This is a genomic window from Chelativorans xinjiangensis (genome assembly GCF_009812055.1).
Classification (GTDB): domain Bacteria; phylum Pseudomonadota; class Alphaproteobacteria; order Rhizobiales; family Rhizobiaceae; genus Chelativorans; species Chelativorans xinjiangense.
Map to the genome: position 1 here is coordinate 112438 of NZ_WQNH01000009.1, position 18477 is coordinate 130914.

At 64.3% G+C, this 18477-nt stretch carries 21 protein-coding genes and 1 pseudogene; 8 read left to right on the forward strand and 14 right to left on the reverse strand.

The window, feature by feature from the left end; genetic code table 11:
• Positions 1 to 8: 8 nt before the first annotated feature.
• Both GM910_RS08785 and dapA read right to left on the reverse strand, forming a co-directional pair.
• Positions 9 to 983 (reverse strand): TRAP transporter substrate-binding protein, encoded by a 975-nt coding sequence (locus GM910_RS08785; protein WP_159587145.1) that lies wholly within the window; start codon positions 981 to 983, stop codon positions 9 to 11.
• A 75-nt stretch (positions 984 to 1058) separates the two neighbouring features.
• Complete coding sequence (gene dapA, locus GM910_RS08790; protein WP_159587146.1) at positions 1059 to 1946, reverse strand: 4-hydroxy-tetrahydrodipicolinate synthase; 888 nt, start codon at positions 1944 to 1946, stop codon at positions 1059 to 1061.
• 155 nt (positions 1947 to 2101) lie between these two features.
• Here dapA and GM910_RS08795 point away from each other — a divergent pair, with 155 nt between their 5' ends.
• From GM910_RS08795 to GM910_RS08830, 8 genes are all read left to right on the forward strand, one after another.
• The gene (locus GM910_RS08795; protein ID WP_159587147.1) at positions 2102 to 2470 is read left to right on the forward strand and encodes a tautomerase family protein; all 369 of its coding nucleotides are present in this window, start codon (positions 2102 to 2104) and stop codon (positions 2468 to 2470) included.
• 74 nt (positions 2471 to 2544) lie between these two features.
• Complete coding sequence (locus GM910_RS08800; protein ID WP_159587148.1) at positions 2545 to 3687, forward strand: acyl-CoA dehydrogenase family protein; 1143 nt, start codon at positions 2545 to 2547, stop codon at positions 3685 to 3687.
• Complete coding sequence (locus GM910_RS08805) at positions 3684 to 5300, forward strand: acyl CoA:acetate/3-ketoacid CoA transferase (RefSeq protein WP_159587149.1); 1617 nt, start codon at positions 3684 to 3686, stop codon at positions 5298 to 5300. The genes GM910_RS08800 and GM910_RS08805 overlap by 4 nt, the downstream gene beginning before the upstream one ends.
• Complete coding sequence (locus tag GM910_RS08810; protein WP_201285435.1) at positions 5300 to 5782, forward strand: MaoC family dehydratase; 483 nt, start codon at positions 5300 to 5302, stop codon at positions 5780 to 5782. Before GM910_RS08805 ends, GM910_RS08810 begins: the two co-directional genes overlap by 1 nt.
• A 171-nt stretch (positions 5783 to 5953) precedes the next feature.
• Positions 5954 to 6664 (forward strand): GntR family transcriptional regulator, encoded by a 711-nt coding sequence (locus tag GM910_RS08815; RefSeq protein ID WP_159587150.1) that lies wholly within the window; start codon positions 5954 to 5956, stop codon positions 6662 to 6664.
• 392 nt (positions 6665 to 7056) lie between these two features.
• Entirely contained in the window at positions 7057 to 7206 is a 150-nt protein-coding gene (locus tag GM910_RS08820) for a hypothetical protein (protein ID WP_159587151.1), read from the forward strand.
• A gap of 10 nt (positions 7207 to 7216) precedes the next feature.
• Complete coding sequence (gene kdpF, locus GM910_RS08825) at positions 7217 to 7303, forward strand: K(+)-transporting ATPase subunit F (RefSeq protein WP_159587208.1); 87 nt, start codon at positions 7217 to 7219, stop codon at positions 7301 to 7303.
• An 86-nt stretch (positions 7304 to 7389) separates the two neighbouring features.
• Positions 7390 to 7869, forward strand: a complete 480-nt coding sequence (locus tag GM910_RS08830) for a winged helix-turn-helix domain-containing protein (RefSeq protein WP_246225922.1) — start codon at positions 7390 to 7392, stop codon at positions 7867 to 7869.
• A gap of 76 nt (positions 7870 to 7945) precedes the next feature.
• On the opposite strand, the gene GM910_RS08835 is transcribed toward GM910_RS08830, so the two are convergent.
• The 12 genes and pseudogenes from GM910_RS08835 to GM910_RS08890 form a co-directional block, all read right to left on the reverse strand.
• The gene (locus GM910_RS08835) at positions 7946 to 8617 is read right to left on the reverse strand and encodes a potassium channel family protein (RefSeq protein ID WP_159587152.1); all 672 of its coding nucleotides are present in this window, start codon (positions 8615 to 8617) and stop codon (positions 7946 to 7948) included.
• Positions 8610 to 9128: a potassium transporter TrkG gene (locus GM910_RS08840; protein WP_246225923.1), complete on the reverse strand. Its 519-nt coding sequence runs from the start codon at positions 9126 to 9128 to the stop codon at positions 8610 to 8612. Before GM910_RS08840 ends, GM910_RS08835 begins: the two co-directional genes overlap by 8 nt.
• 73 nt (positions 9129 to 9201) lie before the next feature.
• Positions 9202 to 10050 (reverse strand): annotated as a pseudogene (locus tag GM910_RS08845) (potassium transporter TrkG); the annotation flags it as partial.
• 375 nt (positions 10051 to 10425) lie between these two features.
• Positions 10426 to 11136: an ABC transporter ATP-binding protein gene (locus GM910_RS08850; protein ID WP_159587153.1), complete on the reverse strand. Its 711-nt coding sequence runs from the start codon at positions 11134 to 11136 to the stop codon at positions 10426 to 10428.
• A complete protein-coding gene (locus GM910_RS08855) occupies positions 11133 to 11891 on the reverse strand; it encodes an ABC transporter ATP-binding protein (RefSeq protein WP_159587154.1) in 759 nt (252 codons plus the stop codon). Before GM910_RS08855 ends, GM910_RS08850 begins: the two co-directional genes overlap by 4 nt.
• On the reverse strand, positions 11888 to 12775 hold the full coding sequence (locus GM910_RS08860) for a branched-chain amino acid ABC transporter permease (protein ID WP_159587155.1): 888 nt from the start codon (positions 12773 to 12775) through the stop codon (positions 11888 to 11890). The genes GM910_RS08855 and GM910_RS08860 overlap by 4 nt, the downstream gene beginning before the upstream one ends.
• Positions 12775 to 13638 (reverse strand): branched-chain amino acid ABC transporter permease, encoded by an 864-nt coding sequence (locus tag GM910_RS08865; RefSeq protein ID WP_159587156.1) that lies wholly within the window; start codon positions 13636 to 13638, stop codon positions 12775 to 12777. The genes GM910_RS08860 and GM910_RS08865 overlap by 1 nt, the downstream gene beginning before the upstream one ends.
• Positions 13639 to 13708: 70 nt before the next feature.
• A complete protein-coding gene (locus GM910_RS08870) occupies positions 13709 to 14884 on the reverse strand; it encodes an ABC transporter substrate-binding protein (protein WP_159587157.1) in 1176 nt (391 codons plus the stop codon).
• Positions 14885 to 14967: 83 nt separating this feature from the next.
• Positions 14968 to 16203 carry a metal-dependent hydrolase family protein gene (locus GM910_RS08875; RefSeq protein WP_159587158.1) on the reverse strand — a complete coding sequence of 412 codons (1236 nt, stop codon included), beginning with the start codon at positions 16201 to 16203 and terminating at the stop codon, positions 14968 to 14970.
• Positions 16204 to 16710: a GAF domain-containing protein gene (locus GM910_RS08880; protein WP_159587159.1), complete on the reverse strand. Its 507-nt coding sequence runs from the start codon at positions 16708 to 16710 to the stop codon at positions 16204 to 16206. It lies immediately after the preceding gene.
• A complete protein-coding gene (locus GM910_RS08885; protein WP_159587160.1) occupies positions 16707 to 17606 on the reverse strand; it encodes a branched-chain amino acid ABC transporter permease in 900 nt (299 codons plus the stop codon). Before GM910_RS08885 ends, GM910_RS08880 begins: the two co-directional genes overlap by 4 nt.
• Positions 17606 to 18469, reverse strand: coding sequence for a branched-chain amino acid ABC transporter permease (locus GM910_RS08890; protein ID WP_159587161.1), 864 nt, complete (start codon positions 18467 to 18469; stop codon positions 17606 to 17608). The genes GM910_RS08885 and GM910_RS08890 overlap by 1 nt, the downstream gene beginning before the upstream one ends.
• Positions 18470 to 18477: the final 8 nt, after the last annotated feature.

The following is an 18477-nucleotide window of genomic DNA, read 5'->3' on the forward strand; positions in this document are numbered from 1 at the left end:
ACGGCCGGTCATTTCGTCGACTTCAGCAGGTCGAGCAGCTTCTTTTGCTCGTCGGTGTCGACGTAGCTCGCATAGACCTTCTCGGCCTCGGCGCGGAACGGCGCGGCGTCGGGCCGTGTGACCTTGACGCCAGCGGCGATCAGATCGTCGTAGCGCTTCTGGTCGCTCTCGCGATAGGCCGCGCGCTGGAACAACGCCGCCTCGGTGCCGGCTTCGAGCAGGGCCTTCTGCATGTCCTCGGGCAGAGCCTTGAAGCGCTCCTCGCCCATGACGACGGGCGCGACGAGCTCGAGCCAGCCGAGGATCGCCCAGTTCGGCGCCACCTCGTAGAACTTCTTCGAGAAGTAGTTGGTGTTGGCGGCCTCGGCGCCGTCGACGACGCCAGTCTCCAGCGCGCCGTAGAGTTCGGCATAGGCGAGCGGGGTCGGATTGGCGCCGAAATTGCGGAAGGCCTCCAGATGGGCGGCGTTCTGCATGGTGCGGATCTTGAGGCCTGCGAGGTCAGCCATGCTCTCGACCGGCTTCTTGGTCATGATGTGCCGCGTGCCGGCCGAGAAGAAGCCGATCAGGCGGAAGCCCTTCTTGCCGAGCACTTGGTTGACGTAGTCGCGCACCTCCGGCGCGCTCAGCGCCTTGTCCATCTGTTCGGCGTTCTCGAACACGAAAGGCATGCTGAACACGCTCATCTCGGGCGCGAAGTTGACCAGCGTCTCGTTGGCAGTGATGGCGATGTCGATCGTGCCGAGCTGGGTGCCCTGGATGCTCTCCATCTCGTCGCCGAGCTGCGCGTTCGGGAACACGTGGATCTCGGCCTCGCCGCCGGTCTTCTCCTTGAGCAGCTCGCTCATCTTCAGCATGCCGAGATGATAGGGCTCGTCCTGGTTGGCGTTGTGGCTGGCCTTGAGCGTGATCTCGGCGGCCACGGCCGGCGCGGCGATGGCGGCCGCGAGAAGCAGTCCCATGATGGTCTTGATCGTTTTCATGTCGGTTCCCCTGTCTGTGCCTTGTTATGCGTATGCGTTGGCGTTTGCGCATCCTTTCCCGGAAGCGCGGCGGCATCAGGGCTTTGCAAGAAGCCCCAGATCGGCGAGCACGGCGGCCAGGGGCGCGACGCGGCTTTCGGGCAGGGGCAGGCGCGGCGGGCGCGGCTCGCCCACCGGCATGCCGGTCAGCCCCAGCGCGGCCTTGGTGGCGGAGACGTAGAGGTCGCCGGCGAGCGCCTCGAGCAGCGGCAGCACCTTGCGGTAGAGCGCGAGCCCTGCCTTCGCATCGCCCTCGTCCACCGTCAGCCGGAACAGTTCCGCCGACAGGCCGGGCGCGATGTTGGAGAACACGGAGACGTAGCCCTGCGCCCCGGCGAGATAGCTTTCCCACGGGTGATAGCCGGCGAAGACCGTCATGCGCTCTTCGCACAGCCGCAGGATCTCGGTGACACGCGGCACGCTGCCGCTCGATTCCTTGATGTAGGAGACGTTGTCGATCCCGGACAGCCGCGCGACGAAGGCGGCCTTGAGGTCGACATTGGCGGTGTTCGGATTGTTGTAGACCATCATCGGCACCGCGATCGCCTCGGCGATGCGCTGGTAGTGGCGGAAGAGTTCGTCCTCGGTCGGCGAGGAATAATAGGGCGGCACCACCATGACGCCGTCGGCGCCGAGTTCCTCGGCCTCCCGGCTGAGCGCCACGGCCTCGTCGGTCCATTCGGCGGCCGTGCCTACCAGCACCGGCACGCGGCCCGCCGCCTGTTCGACGACGGTCGCCGCGACCATGCGGCGCTCGTCGCGCGTGAGGGACAGGAATTCGCCGGTGCTGCCGAGCGGGATCAGGCCGTGCACGCCGCCTTCGATCTGGGCGTCGACGAAGCGTCGCAGCGCCGCCTCGTCGACCCGCCCCTCGCTGTCGAAGGGCGTTACCATCACGGTATAGCTGCCACGGAACGTCGCCATGCGTCGTCTTCCCTTGCCTCGGCGTCCCGATCTATCTCGATCTAAATACGCCATATAATGTTGACATTTGATCAGATTAAATGTCAACTTCTTTTTGTGATGATCGCATCGACGCGCTCGGAGATACGATTGCCTAAGGAATGAGCAGGGCCTTCATGCCATTTTTTGAGATTTTCGACTTTGCCGCGTCCACCAAGCAGCGCCGCCATGCCGCGACGGCAATGACCGATGCGCTGTGCGCCGCCTACGGCATCGGACCCGAAATCGTATCCTCCTATTTCGTCGATGTAGGCGGTGACAGCTATGGCCACGACCGCAAATTCGGGCTGGAAACGTCGGAAAGGCGCATTTTCATTAAAGTTCATGCCTTCCGGCGATCGGCGGCGTTGCGGCGCGAGGCCGCCTTGTCGGTGACGCGAGCGGCAGCCGAGGCTTACGAGACAAACGAGAAGTCCATCGTTGTCTATTTCTTCGATCGCGAACCGGACGAAGTCGCACATGGCGGAACGCTGGGCGGCGGGTAGTCTTTCACGCCTCCGCCTAAGAAACTGACATTTGATCAAATTTTGTGCCACAGGCGCTTATCGAGAGTGCAAAGATGGATCGGTTTTATTCAGAGGAACAACGCCTGCTTCGCGACAGCGTGCGGCGCCATGTTGAGGAAACGGTGATGCCGGCGGCCCAGGCCGTCGACCGCGACGACGTCTTTCCGCGCGCGCTCTACAGGGGCCTCGCCGGGCTCGGCCTGTTCGGCGTCTCGCTGGCGGAAGAGGCCGGCGGCAGCGGCCTCGACACGATTGCGGCCTGCATCGTCATGGAAGAGATCGCACGCGGCTCCGGGGCGCTCGGCAACGCCTACGCAATTCCCGTCGAGGCCGCCCTTCTCCTCAGCGAGCACGGCGGCGACTTCCACCGCGGCTTCATCCCCGGCATCCTGGCCGGCGACGTCATTCCGGCGACCGCCGCGACGGAGCCGGATTGCGGCTCCGACGTTGCGGCGATGCGCACCACGGCCGATCGCGACGGCGACGACTACATCATCAACGGCGTCAAGGCCTGGGTCACCTTCGGCGGCGTCGCCGATTTCGTCATGGTCTTCGCCAAGACCGACCGCAACGCCGGCCAGAAGGGCATAAGCTGTGTCCTCGTCGAGATGGACCGCCCCGGCGTCTCGCGCGGCAAGCACGAGGAGCTTCTCGGCATGCATGGCCTCGCCGACTGCCAGATCGCCTTCGACGATGTGCGCGTTCCCGTTGCCAACCGCATCGGCCCCGAGAACGAGGCCTTCAAGATGGCGATGGCCAACTTCAACTTCTCGCGCCTCATGATGTCGTCCATGGCGCTGGGCATGGCTCAAGCGGCGATGGAGGACGCGGTCGCCTATGCCAAGTCGCGCCGGCAGTTCGGCTCGGAGATCATCAAGTTCCAGGCGATCCAGTTCATGCTGGCCGACATGTCGAAGGACGTGGCGGCGGCCAGGCTCCTGATCCATCATGCCGCCCGCCTGCACGACGCCGGCTACCCAATCGCCAAGGAGGCGGCGCACGCCAAGCTGTTCACCACCGACATGGCCATGACCCACGTCTCCAACGCGCTGCAGATTCACGGCGGCAACGGCTACTCGAAGGAGTACCGCATCGAGCGCATCTTCCGCGACATAAGGCTGGCCCAGATCTACGAAGGCACCAACCAGATCCAGCGGCTGATCATCGCGCGCCAGCTCGAGAAGGAGTTCGCATGAGACAGCCGGGCAAGATCAGCCTCATCTCCGCCGCCGAGGCCGCCGCGCTGGTCAAGGCTGGCGACGTGCTCGCCGTGGGCGGCAATGGCGGCAGCGGCGTCCCCGAGACCGTGCTGGAAGCGCTCGAGCAGCGCTTCCTCGACAACGGCGGACCCGGCGGCCTGACGCTGCTGCACGTGACCGGGATCGGCGCCGTCACCGAGCACGGGCTCTGCCGCCTCGCCCATCCGGGCCTCGTCGCCCGCGTCTTCGGCGGCAATTTTGGCCTCCAGATGCCCTTCATGAAACGTATCCGGACCGGCGAAATTGAGGGCTACAACTTTCCGCAGGGCGTGATGGCCCAGCTCTTCCGCGCCATGGCCGGCAAGCAGCCCGGCGTCATCACCCATGTCGGGCTAGGCACCTATATGGACCCGCGCCAGGACGGAGCGCGCATGAACGAACGCACCACTGAGCCGATGGTCGAGCTGGTCGAACTCGCCGGCCGCGAATGGCTGTTCTACCGCGCGCCGACGCCGAGCGTTGCCTTCATCCGCGGCACCAGCGCCGACGAGGACGGCTATGTCTCGATGGAGCACGAGGCAACCACGCGCGAGGACCTCTCGATTGCCCAGGCGGTTCACAATGCCGGCGGCATCGTGATCTGCCAGGTCAAGCGGCTGGTCAAACGCGGCAGCCAGAACCCGCACATGGTCAAGATCCCCGGCTTCCTGATCGACCATTTCGTGCTCGTTCCCGACCAGATGCAGACCTATGCGACGCAGTACGACCCCAGCCGCTGCGGCGAGACGACCATTCCCGTCTCCAGCCTGACGCCCGATCCGCTGACGGAGCGGCGCGTGATCGCGCGGCGCGGCGCCTTCCAACTCCGGTCCGGCGACGTGATCAATCTCGGCGTCGGCATCTCGGCGATGATCCCCAACGTCGTCGCCGAGGAGGGCATGGACGAGATGATGACGCTGACGGTGGAATCCGGCGTCGTCGGCGGCGTCCCCGGCTACGCGCGCGAGTTCGGCACGGCCTACAATCCGCGCGCCATCCTCGACCAGGCCTATCAGTTCGACTTCTACGACGGCGGCGGCTTGGACTGCGCCTTCCTGTCCTTCGCCGAGGTCGACGGCGACGGCAACGTCAACGTGACCCGCTTCGGCGACCGCTATGACGGCTCGGGCGGCTTCATCAACATCTCGCAGAACGCGAGGCGCCTCGTGTTCAGCGGTTCGCTCACCGGCGGCGGGCTCGATGTCGCGGTCGAGAGCGGCCGCCTCGCCATCCGCAGCGAGGGCAAGTTCCGCAAGTTCGTGCCGGATGTCGGCCAGGTCAGCTTCAACGGCAGGCTGGCCCGCGAGCGCGGACAGGACGTCATCTACATCACCGAGCGCGCCGTCTTCCGGCTGGAGGCCGACGGCCTCGCGCTCGCCGAGATCGCGCCCGGCGTCAGGCTGAAGGAAGACGTGATCGACCAGGTCGGCTTCCCGCTGCGCGTCGACCCCGGCGTGAAGCTCATGGATCCGCGCATCTTCCGGCCGGGGCCGATGGGCCTGAGAGAGGACATTCTGGACGGCGCGGTCGGCGGAACCGGACCGGCGCTGCGCCTGGTGGGAGAACGCTGATGCAGTCGAGACCGCACGAGGAACTGGTGGACCTCTGCTACGAGGACGTGATCGTCGGCGAGGAAGTGATCACCGACAGTCACACGGTGACCTGGGAGGACGTGCAGTCCTTCGCCGCGCTCACCCGCGACCGCCATCCCCTGCACACGGATGCCGACTATTGCAGCCGCACCGCCTTCGGGCGGCCGATCGCGCATGGCCTCTACGGTGTGGCGCTGATCGAAGGGCTGAAGGCCGAACTGAAACTCTACCAGAACACCTCGATCGCTTCGCTCGGCTGGGACAAGGTGCGCTTCAGGGCGCCCATCTTCCCCGGCGACACGCTTCATGTTCACGTGCGTTTCGCGAGCAAGCGCGAAAGCCAGAGCGGGCCGCACGGAATCGTTGTCGAACGGATCGAGATGCTGAATCAGCAAGGCATGGTCGTGATCGATGCGGAACACGCGGCCATGCTGGTGAAGCGCGCCGGGTCCATCGCTTGAACCGGGTGGCCGCCTCTGGCACACAGGAATCGGTCTAGGGTCTGGCCCCGTAATAGGGCCAGACCCAAGTCCACGATGCGCGAATGGGGAGAGAAGGACGGCCATGAAAAGCGGATCGAGTTGCAACACCTGCGGCGGCCCTTCAGTCAACGGTGGCGGCCGGATACGCTCATGAGCGGAAACAACCGACGCGTCCGGACGAACGGCGGCCGCGACGCTGCTGTAGCGGACGAACTTTCCTCGACCTCGGTCGAGCAGGCGACGGCGATGATCCGCCAGGCGATCCTTTCCGGCCGCTACGGCCCCGGCGAGCGGATCAAGGTGGCGGACCTTTCCAATCAGTTCGGCTTCAGCCCGATGCCACTGCGCGAGGCTCTGCGCAAGCTGGAAGGCGAAGGGTTGGTCGAGGTGGAGCCGAACAGGGGCGCGATCGCACGCCGGCTTGATCGCCGCTTCGTCGAGGACCTGTTCGAGCTCAACACCGAGTTGCGCATCTTCGCGCTCAGGCGCGGGCTGAAAGCGATGACCATGGATCGGCTGGATGAGCTGGAACGGATTGCGCAGGGTTATCAGGAAGCCGTCGACCGTGAGGAATTCGAGACAGGACTCGGACTCAACCGCGAATTCAACGAAAAGCTCGTCGAGACCGGCGGCAACTCCGAGGCGCTGCGCGTCTTCCAGCGCGGCTGGGAAATGATCAGCGCCTTCCGCCGCCGCTACGGCTATCGCGCGGGGCGCCAGCAGGGACAGGCACGCGAAAACCGCATGCTGGTCGATGCCCTTCGCCGCCAGGATCTGCAACTCGCCGAGGCGCTGCTGCGCATGCAGCACGCGGCGGCGGTCGAGGACCTGATCGACCGCCTGGAGGGCCAGGACGGCTGACGCCAAGTCGGTCGGCTGCGGCAGTCAATCAGATCCGCCCAATGCCGGCTCAGCACAATACGCCAATCGTCGTGCTGCAGATCCGCGATGCTCGCAGACGGCCCGCTCAAGCGATCCTCACGCTCACTTCCGCCGGCGCGCAATTGGGGGTGTTACGCGATGACTTTAACCTCCCGCGCAAGCGATCAATCTCATTGAGGTCGAGCGCAGACGCGAAAATAATTCCGGAAAATATTGAAATAGCGTATCTATTTCTGAAGCTTGGTTGCGGGGGCTCGCAACTACCGATACCGACATTCGCTGGTGGTTCCTGTGTGACGACCTAAGCGTTCGAGAACAGCCCGGTGGTTGTTTCCTTTACGCGTTCTTTATGCGCAGAAGCAGCCTTCCCTATGGCGCCCTTACGTCCCTCCCGCAGCGCCACCTATCGGGCCGACATCCACCAAAGGAGTCGGCTCATGCTCGACCTGATCTATATCGCGCTCGCCGTTGGCGGCTTTCTGGCTTTCGCGCTCGCCGTGCGCGCCTGCGAAAGCTTGTGAGGTGCCGGCGATGATCGAATATCTCATCGGCGGCGCTATCGCGCTGGCGCTTCTCGCCTACCTCATGGCCGCGCTGCTGCGGCCGGAACGGTTCTGAGGGAGGTGCACGTAGCAACCGATCTGCTTCAATTCTTGCTTTACGCCGTTATCCTCGTTGCGCTCGCCTAGCCGCTGGGCGCCTATATGGCGCGTGTTTTCCAGGGCGAGCGCACCCTGCCGTCGCCGGTCCTGGCGCCGGTAAAACGTGGCGTCCATGCCCTTGCCGGCAAGTGCGCCACGCAGAACCAGCACTGGACGCGCTATGCGCTGTTTAGCGTTCAACCCCGCCGGCTGGCTGTTCCTCTATGCCATCCTGCGGCTCCAACATCTCCTGCCATGGAACCCGGAAGGTTTGGCGTCCATGTCGCCGGACCTCGCCTTCAACATATCGACGTCGCCGCGCACGAGGTTCGCAAGGACGGTCAGCCGCTGAAGCTGACACGCAAGGAGTTCGACGTTCTGTGGACGCTCGCCCGCCACGCCGGCCGCATCGTCACGCATCGCACGCTGCTCAGCGAGGTCTGGGGCAAGGCGCATGAGCACGACACGCAATATCTCAGGGTGTTCATCCGCCAGCTTCGCCAGAAGCGGGCGATGACCCGGCAAATCCCCGCTACATTATGAACGATCCCGGTGTCGGCTACCGGATGCTCGACACTTTTGAATGACCCGGCCCGGCCGCCCAGGGCTTCTCTCCTCGTCAGCTCACGGCCGCGAACTTCTCCACCAGCTTGGTCGGACCGGAGACAATCAGCAGGTCGCCCCGCTCGATCATGGTTTCCGGCGTCGCATAGGTGAACTCCGTCCGCGGCCGTTTCACGCCCACGACGGTCACGCCATATTTGCTCCTGACGCCGGACTCTTCGAGCGTCTTGCCGACAGCCTCCCTCGGGGCCCGCGTTTTGGCGATGGCGAAGCCGTCGTCGAACTCGATGAAATCGATCATCTTGCCCGTGACCAGATGCGCCACCCGCTCGCCCATGGCGGCTTCCGGGTAGACGACATGATGCGCGCCGGTGCGCTCCAGGATGCGGCCATGCCGAGGGTTCACGGCCTTCGCCCAGATGTCCGGAACGCCCAGTTCGGAGAGCGCCAGCACGGTCAGAACGCTCGCCTCGATATCGCTACCGATCCCCACCACGGCTCGGGAATAGTCCTCCACACCGAGACGGCGCAGGGCATCCGCGTTGCTGCTGTCGGCCTCCACCACATGGGTCAGGCGGTCGGCCCAGGTCTGCACCAGTTCCGTATCCTCGTCGATGGCAAGAACATCATGGCCCAGATGGACGAGGGACTGCGCGACGGCGCTGCCGAACCGGCCGAGACCGATGACGACGACGCCATTGTCATTGTGCGGGGTGTTCTTAGCCAACGATTGGGCGCTCCTCTGGATAACGGAAGGGAACATAGCGCTCTTGCAGCGCAAGCGCGCTGGCGAGCGTGATGGTGCCGACCCGGCCGACGAACATCAGGACGATGATCGTCAACTGCCCTGCGGCAGGGAGATCCCCGGTGATGCCGGTGGACAGGCCGACCGTCGCAAAAGCCGAGACGGCTTCAAAAATGACATCCTGCAGAGGAAAGCTGGTCACGCTGAGAAGAACGAGCACGCCCGCGCCGATGATCCCCGCCGCCAGCAGCACGACGGTCAGGGCCTGGCGCTGGACATGGGCGCCGATGCGGCGGTTGAAAGCCGTCGCGTCGTTCTGCCCGCGAATTTCCGCCCACACCACGAAACCGAGCAGGAAGAAGGTGGTGACCTTGATGCCGCCGGCCGTCCCGGCGCTGCCGCCGCCGATCAGCATCAGCGCATAGGTCACGGTCAGCGTCTCGATCCGCATGCTGCCCACATCGATGCTGTTGAAGCCGGCCGTCCGGGTCATGACGGAATGGCTCGCGGCGTTCAAGAGCTTTTCGGGCCAGTCGAAGACGCCGAGGGTCGCCAGTGACCTTGATGCCGCCGGCCGTCCCGGCGCTGCCGCCGCCGATCAGCATCAGCGCATAGGTCACGGTCAGCGTCTCGATCCGCATGCCGCCCACATCGAAGCTGTTGAAGCCGGCCGTCCGGGTCATGACGGAATGGCTCGCGGCGTTCAAGAGCTTTTCGGGCCAGTCGAAGACGCCGAGGGTCGCCGGATTGCTCCACTCGTAGGCGGCGGTCGCGCCAAGGCCCAGAACCAGCAGGAAGGCAGTGCCCATGAGCGTGATCTTGGTGTGGATCGACCAGCGCGCGGGCGTCAGCATTTCCTTGCGCAGTTCGAAGAGCACCGGGAAGCCCAGACCGCCGATCACCACGGCGGCCATGATCGGTGCAAGCACTGCCGGATCGGTCGCAAATCCGGAAAGACTGTCGGAATAGGTGGAGAACCCCGCATTGTTGAAGGCCGAGACAGCCTGGAACAGGCCGTTCCAAAGCGCCTCGTCCCAGGGGTTGTCGTAGGAATAGCGCAATCGCAACGTAAGCATGAAAGTGGTCAGCAGTTCGACGATGACCGTCACCAGCAAGATGAGACGAAGTATTCCGGTCACATCGCCAAGCGTCAGACTCTTCGTTTCCGCCTGGGCGACAAGACGGCTGGTCAGCTTGAGCCTTCGCGTGACCAGAAGCCCGAGCAGCGTTGCCCCGGTCATGATCCCGAAGCCGCCTACCTGAAACAGAACGAGGATCACGCCTTGGCCGAATGCTGACCAGTAGGTCGGTGTGTCCTGGACGATGAGGCCGGTGACGCAGATCGCTGAAGTGGCCGTAAACAGCGCCGTCAGGAACGGCGCTCCTTCCGGGCCGGACCGGGAAACCGGCAGCATCAGCAGTGCCGTGCCGACAAGAATGGCGATAAGGAAAGCCAGCGGCACCAGCCGGGCGGGGCGCTGAATCGGATGTCGCAATATGGCCGCTCGTCTTTTCGGGAAGATGCAGAGACTGGATAGGCCCTTGTGCTCGCCCTACAACACAGACCACATTTGGCCAGACCAGAAGCCCTCAATAAGCTGACCGGTTGATTGTCGGACCGCGCCTCATCCCCCGCCGATGGTGACGTCCCAAGACGTGGTGTAACTGGTTAGCGCGGTGGTCATCGGCGCTTTCCGGTAGGGTCTGGTTGTCGAAGCCAACTCCTGACTGGAAGGATCTCCATTCACCGGGAGGCAAGGAACATTCCATCCTTAGCCTCCAAACACCCTTTAGACTCCTCCGTTGCCGATGTTGCCAAGATAGAGCTCCGCCGCCCTCTGGTCGGCCAAAAGCACGTCTGCCGCTCCGTCGAGAGCGACAAGACCGCCGTCGAGAATGCAGCCTCGGTCGGAAATAGCCAGAGACTGGCGGGCCCGCTGTTCGACGATCAGCACCGATACCCCAAGCGAGGGCAACTGACGGATGAGCGCAAAGGACGCGGCCACCTTGTTCGGCGAGAGGGCTGCCGTCGGTTCGTCGAGCAACATCAGCCGGGGTTTCGGCACCAGCGCCCGGGCAAAGGCAAGCTGCTGGCGCTCGCCGCCCGAAAGGCTGCCGGCACGCATCCGCCGCCTCTCGGCGAGAAGCGGGAAGGTCGCAAAAAGCTCCTCGATGCGCTGCCGGTTGCTGCTGGAAACCACCTGAAGGTTTTCGAGAATCGTCAGATTGGCAAAGACATTGGCCACCTGCGGCACGTAGCCGATGCCGAGCGCCATGCGCGCTTCGGCCGAGAGCGATGCGATATCCTTGCCCATGAAGGAGATCACGCCGCTCGAACGCGGCAAAAGGCCGACGATCGCCTTGGCGAGGGTTGATTTGCCCGCGCCGTTGGTGCCCGCGACGGTCAGGATCTCGCCGTCGGCCAGGTCAAGATCGATGCCGTTGAGGATATCGACTTCCGAATAGCCGCCGCGCAAATCGCGAATGGACAGGATGGTCATGCCTCGCCTCCGAGATAAGCGTCGCGCACCGCCTTGTCGGCAAGCACCGCCACCGGTTCCCCCTCGGCGAGGATCGCGCCCTGATCCATCACATAGAGACGGGAGACAAGCCGGGTCAGCGCGTCGAGATCGTGCTCGATGATGAGGAAACCGATGCCCCGGCCGTTGAGTTCGCGGATGCGCTCCATGATCTCGCCGATCAGGACCGGGTTCACTCCGGCGAAGGGTTCATCGAGAAGGATCAGCTTCGGCTCGACCATCAGCGCACGGCCGAGTTCGAGCAGCTTCTTCTGCCCGCCTGAAAGCAGCCCCGCTGAACTGTCGGCAACCCGGTCGAGGCGCAGGAAGGAAATCACCGCGTCGGCGCGTTTGCGTAGTCCATCCTCCTGCCGGCGCACGAGTCCGGGCCGCAGGAAGAGACCGGTCAGATTCTCGCCGGCCTGTCCGGGGGCCGCCGCCATCAGGTTTTCCCTGACCGAAAGATGCGAGAACTCCTTCGGCACCTGGAAGGTGCGGACCATACCCGCGCGCGCCCTGGTCGAGGCGGACATGCCGTTCATGGAGACGCCGTCGAATGTCACATGGCCAGAACTGGGCGGCATGAACCCCGATATCACGGAAAACAGCGTCGACTTCCCCGCGCCATTCGGCCCGATCAGCCCGATGAGCCCGTCGAGCGGCATGGACATGCTCACATTCCTGAGAACTTCAAAGCCATCGAAGGCCTTGCAGATATCGACCGCTTCGAATGTCATCGCTTCGTATAATCCCCCATGAGGCCCTGCGGGCGATAGAGCGTGAAGAGGACGAGCAGGAGACCGATCACGCCGATGCGCAGCGATGCCATCTCGACCTCCGACACGCCGGGGATGAAATCGCGCATGAAGCGCGAGCCCTCGAGAAAGGTCATGAGCAGGACCGTGCCGACGATGGCGCCCGAGATGCGCCCCACACCGCCGATGATGATCGCCATCCAGACATAGAAGGTGACCAGCGGCACGAATTGCTCGGGGATGATGAAGGTGATGTAGTGCGCATAGAACGCACCGGCGATTCCGGCCAGCGCCGCCGACAGCATCAGCACCTGGATCTTGAAGCGGGCAGGATCCTTGCCGAGTGCCTTCAGCGCATCCTCATTGTCGCGGATTGCCTGGATGACACGGCCGAAAGGGCTGTTGATGATGCGCCATATGGTGAACGCCGCCGCCGCGCAGACGAGAAGAAGCAGTGCCGCCGTTGCAAGTTGCGCCTCGAACCCTACCGGCAGGCTGGAGAAGAGACGCGGAATGCCCGGAACTCCCTGTACGCCGTTGGTCAGCCATTTCTCGCTGACGATGATAATGCGGACCGTTTCGGAAAACCCCAGTGTGACGATGGCGAAATAGTCGTCCCGTAATCTGAGCGATATGAGCCCGATCGGCCAGGCGGCGAGCCCCGCCGCGATTGCCGCCGCACAAAAGCTGGCAAGCAGCGGAACGCCGGAAAGCGCCAGCAATGCCGACGTATAAGCGCCGATGGCGAAGAACCCCACATGGCCGAAATTGATGAGGCCCACCGAACCGTATTGCAGCGACAGTCCGAAGGACAGGAGCAGGTAGATCAGCGTGATGATGACGATTGCCAGGAGATAGCTCAGCATCAGCGAACCCCCTCGATACGGCCCAGAAGCCCTGACGGGCGTTTGAGCAGAACAATGAGCATGATCGCGAAGGACAGGGCGATCTTGTAGGTAAAGCCGACAAAAGGCGTCGACATTTCCTGCGCAACACCCAGGATGAAGCCTGCGAGCAGCGCGCCGGCCGGGCTGCCGATTCCGCCGAAAATGGCGGCCGCGAAAGCCGGCATCAGCATGTCCCAACCCATTTCGGGGCCAACCACGGTCTTTACACCGAGCATCACGCCGCCCGCGCCCACAATGGCGCCCGCAAGCACCCAAAGCGCGGCCATCACTCGACCGGAACGGATGCCCGAAACGCGGGCAAGCGCGGGATTGTCGGCGACCGCGCGCATCTGCCTGCCGATGGGCGTCAGGTGCAGGATGGCGAAGGCCAGCACGAGCATAACCAACGCGAGCAGCGCAAGCTGCAGGTCGAGTGGATTGATTGCCAGACCGCCGAGCCGGTAGGGCCGGCTGAGCGGCATGCTGAACACCATCGGCTGGTGGCCGAAGGCCAGGCCCATGATGGAGCGCAGCACGAAGCCGACGCCGATGGATGCGACGAGCAGCGCGACCACCGAGCGTCCGGCCAGCCTGCGAAAGACCAGCAAGTGGCTTGCAAGCGCCACCGCGGCGGCGACGGCCACGGCGAAGACGCCGCTCAACAGGAGCGACCCAGTCAGCGGATAGACGATCAGCCCCGAAAACGCGCCGACCGTCATGACGTCGCCGGTCGCGGCATTGGGAAAGCGCACGATGCCGAACACCAGCGTGATCGACATGGCGGCAAGGCTAATCACCAGGCCCTGGACGAGCCCGTTAACGGCAAGCTGGGCGAAATACATGAACGGTTCCTCGTTCCACCGAAGTGGACGGGCGGGGCCCCCGGCGCGGCACCGGGTTCCCGCCTCTGTGTCAGATCTTGACGATGTAGCGACGGTTGATCTTCCCGTCCTCGACGAAGGAGGCGGCGAAGTCCGGCGTCACATCGCCATGCTCATCGAAATCGGGCACCGAGGACGCGCCTTCGTAGTTGATGGAGCCGGTTTTCAGCGCGTTCTTGCCTTCGGCGAAGGACGAGACCTTCGTGCCGTCCGGGTTGGCCACCTCGTGCATCTTCTCGTTCACCTTGGCCATGTCTGTCGTGCCGGCGGCTTCCACGGCCAGGGCGAGCACCGTCATCATGTCCCAGGTCATGGCGGCGTAGACATTGTCCGAGCCGGGTTTGCCCATCGCGGCCTGATAAGCCTTGTCGTATTCCGCGTAGGCCTCGGCCTCCTCGTTGGAAACGGAATCGACCGAAATGATGCCTTCCACAACGTCCGGTCCGAGGGCCGCCACGAGATCGCTGTTCGCCGCCCATCCAGGGATGATCCACTTCGCCGGCTGGCCGGTTTGGTACCACTCGCGCAGGATGATGGTGGTGTCGCCGACATAGGACCCCATCACGATCACATCCGGCTGCGCGGCAAGGATCTGCATCAGCTCGGAGCGATAGCTCGTCTGCTTCGGTTCGTAGACGACGCTGGAGACGATCTCGCCGCCCTTGGCTTCCCACGCCTTCTTGAAACCTTCGGTATTGCCGATGCCGGAAGCGTTGTTGAAGGCCATGGTCGCCGGACGCTTGAACCCTTCCTTTTCCGCGATCTCGGCGAACGCGCGCCCGAAGCGGTCGTTCGTCGCCTGGAAACGGTAGCTCAATCCCTTCTCGTTGGCCGGCGGCACCGAGAGAGCCGGAGCCCCCGACGTGTTCATCAGCATGATGCCGGCATCGTTGGTCAGCGGCACGACGGCCAGCGAAATGCCCGAGGACCAGGTGCCGAGCAGAGCCCGCACCTCGTTCACCTCGATCAGCTTTTTGGCGGCAAGCACGGCCGCCTGCGGGTCGGTCTGGGTGTCCTCGGCGAAGATCTCGATCTTCTGACCGGCAGCCCCTCCGGCCGCGTTCACGGCTTCGGCGGCGGCAAGGATCATCTTCTGCATGCCTTCGCCATACGGTCCGCCGGCACCCGTCACCGGGTTGAGCGCGCCGATGCGCAGCGTGCCCTCCGATTGCGCGAAAACGGAGCCGCTCAGTAGTGGCAATGCCATTGCTCCTGCGGTTCCGGCGAGAAATTCACGACGTGTCCTGTTCATGGTGTTCCCCTTTTCATGTCGATTTTTGTTGTGTTCGATCAGTTGAGCGCGGCCCTTTTCACGAACCGCCCCGCCTGCATGATGGCCGGCATGTGCTTGCCCTGGCCGGTGAGCAGGGAGATATCCTCGAGCGGATTGCCATCGATCACGATGAGATCGGCGAAGGCGTCCGCGGCGATCGTTCCGAGTTTGCCTTCCATGCACAGAAGGCGCGCGGCTACTCCCGCGGCGGAGGCGATGACCTCATGAGCCGGCAGCACGCGGCCGCGGATGACGAATTCCTCCGACTGGTGCCGGTGCATGTCGCCGAGCAGGTCGGTGCCATAAGCCATGGCAAGACCCGCATCGCGCATGGTTTCGAGCGATTTCATGCCCCCCGAGCGCACATAGTCGGCCTTGGCGACCGAATCCGCCGGGAAGCCGAGCGAGCCGCCTTCGCTGACGAGTTTTTCGTAGGTAACCAGCGTCGGCACCGCGTAAGCGCCCCCATCGCGGGCAAGCTTCGCGGTTTCGGAGGAAATGAAGTTGCAGTGCTCCAGCGAATGGACGCCGCACTCCACGACGCGGCGGATGCCCTCGTCCGTATAGACGTGTGCCGAGACGTAAGTACCGGCGTTCTGTGCCTCCTCGACCACGGCGAGGAGTTCGTCGCGGCTGAAGCCCAGGAAGTGGATCGGGTCCGTCGGCGAGGCGGCGCCGCCATTGGCCATGATCTTGATGAATTCGGCCCCGCCCTTGATCTCTTCGCGCGCTGCGCGGCGGATCCCGTCTACGCCGTCACAGACGCGGCCAAGCGCGCCGAGGCGGAAACGGTTGGTGGGCACGGGCGTATCGTCGAACGGGCCACGGAAGTCGGCGTGTCCGCCCGTCTGGCTCAGCGCCTTGCCGCAGATGAAGAGGCGCGGCGCCGGAAACAACCCTTCCTCGACAGCGCGCTTCAGGCCGATGTCGGCGCCGCCCACGTCGCGAACCGTGGTAAAGCCGCGGGCCAGCATGTCGCGCATGATGATCGCCGCGCGCGGCGCGGCCAGGCTGTCGGGAAGGCGCGCATTCTCGCCGAGATTGGCGAGCGAGGCGACCACATGCACATGGCAGTCGATCAGGCCCGGCATCAGCGTCCGACCCTTGAGGTCCACCACTTCGGCGCTGCCGGCCTTCACCGAGGTGGAAACCTCGCGAATGACGCCGTCTTCGACAAGCACGGAGACGGGATCGCCGGGTTCCGGCTGGGTTCCGTCGACGATGCGGGCATTGGCGAAAAGATAGGACGACACTTATGCACTCCTGGTGGTTGCGGCACGGGCTTCGGCGCGTACATTCAAAAAAGCGGGAACGAGAAAAGACGCGAGCGGCGCAACGAGGGCCACGTCGGCCTCCTTGTAGTGATGTTCGGGAGCGAGGATGTTGAACGTGCCGATCGCCTCGCCGTCATAAAGAACAGGGATGTTGATGACCGAGCCGAGCCCCATGCTTTCGATCAGCTCGTGATCGAAGAAGGCCCAGCGGACGCCCTCCCGGTCACGCCCGAGAAAGGGCTTCTTCTGCTTGAGAACCAGGTCGCCCCAGGGTGTCGGCCCCATCAGCTTGCGCCCCGAAACCGGGTATTGCGTGGGCCGGTTCGAATAGACCCGGGCCACGTCCTGCCCGTCCACATAGAGCAGGGTGAAGAGCTCGTGCCCCACCAGCGCATGGCTCGCCTTTTCGAGCGCCTTGTAGAGGGTCTCGGGCTGGCCGGGTTGGGCGAGGATCGGAAAAAGGTCGTGAAGCAAGGTGGATGTCATGATTTCGGCGCCGGTACGATTTGTTCGGGAAGCAGACCCTGCGGGCGGAACCGCAGGACGAGGATGAGGGCGACGCCGACCAGGATTTCCCGACAGGCGGCGAATTGCGCCGGCGCGAGCGAAGGCACGAGATCGGGCAGGAAGCGCGTGAGTTCGAGGAAGAAAACCACCACATAGGCGCCAAGTACGCCGCCGGCCGGCCGGCCCACACCGCCCGCCGCAACGGCGAGAAAAATGTAGATCGTGATCAGCGGCTGGAAATGGTCCGGCGAGACATAGGACTGAAAATGCGCGTAGAGAGCGCCGGCCAGCCCGGCGATTGCCGCCGACACGGCAAAGGCCTGCACCTTGAAGCCGAGCACGTTCTTGCCGGCGAAACCAACCAATTCCTGGTCCTCGCGAATGGCCTTCATCGCGCGGCCATAGGGCGAGCGATCGAGCCGGCGCAGCACCAGCCAGACGACCAGCACCACGGCGCTCACCATCGCCAGATAGAAAAGGTTGAAGCCCTGGTTGCCGAGCGCCGATTTCAGCGGCGCCTGAATGCCCGATATGCCGTCGGAGCCGTTGGTGAGCCAGCGCTCGTTGAGCGCCACGAGACGGATCACCTCGGCAAGACCGAGCGTGACGATGGCGAGATAATCATCGCGCAGACGGGCGGTCGCAAGCGTCACGACGAGGCCTGCCACGGCGCCGACGACGATGGCCCCACCCCAGCCGAAGAGCACCGGCAGGCCCGCCCCGGTCAGGAGCGCCGAGGCATAGGCGCCGAGCGCGAAGAAGCCGACCAGGCCGAGATTGACGAGGCCGATACCGCCCCAGATCAGGTTCAGGCTCAGCGCCAGAAGCGCATAGACGCCGCCGATGGTGAGCGCGAATATCAGATAGGCAAGCATCAGTTCGCCCTTTCACCGAAGAAGCCGCGTGGGCGCACCGTCAAAACGAGCAGGATCGCCGCGAAGCCGACGGCCGAGCGATAGCTTGCCGGCGCCACCAGAAGGGCGCATTCCTCCGCGATGCCGATGGCCAGCGCGCCGACGACCGCGCCGGGGATGGAACCCAGCCCGCCGAGCACGGCGGCCGCGAAGACGGTCAGCAGCACCCGGAAGCCCAGAAGCGGGTCGATGGAAGCGTCGAGGCCGATCAGGACGCCGCCCACGCCGGCAAGCCCCGCCCCGAGGAAGATGGTCATCACCGCGACATGCGCCGGTTCGATGCCCTTGAGACGGGCAAGATCGGAATTGTCGGCCACGGCGCGCATCGCCTTGCCGAAGCGGGTGTAGCGCAGGAAGGCGAACACGGCGGCCATGATGACGACGGCGAAGGCCAGGCTCTGGAGCTGCTGTGGCCCCACCCTCAACCCCATGAAGCGCCAGTCCGGCACGAGCGGCAGGTCGTAGCCACGCAGATCGTTGCCGAAGAAGAGGCGCACCACGTTTTCGAGAACCGTGTTGAGCGCGATGGAGCCGATGGCCACCGTCAGCGCCCCTGCCCCGCGCAACTGCTTGAGTGCGGTCTCTTCGGCACCGACGCCGATACAGCCAGCAATCGCGAAGGCGACCAGCAGCGCCGGCAGGATGCCGGCGCCGAAGTGAACATTCACCCACCAGGCCGCGAACGCGCCGATGGTGGCATAGGCCGCGATGGCGAAATTCGGATAACGCAGCACCGCGAAGATTGCCGTGAAGCCGATGGCCGGCACTGCAATCAGCGCTCCGTTCATCACCCCGTTCAACAGGGCCTGGAGGAGAATGGACATGTTCACCG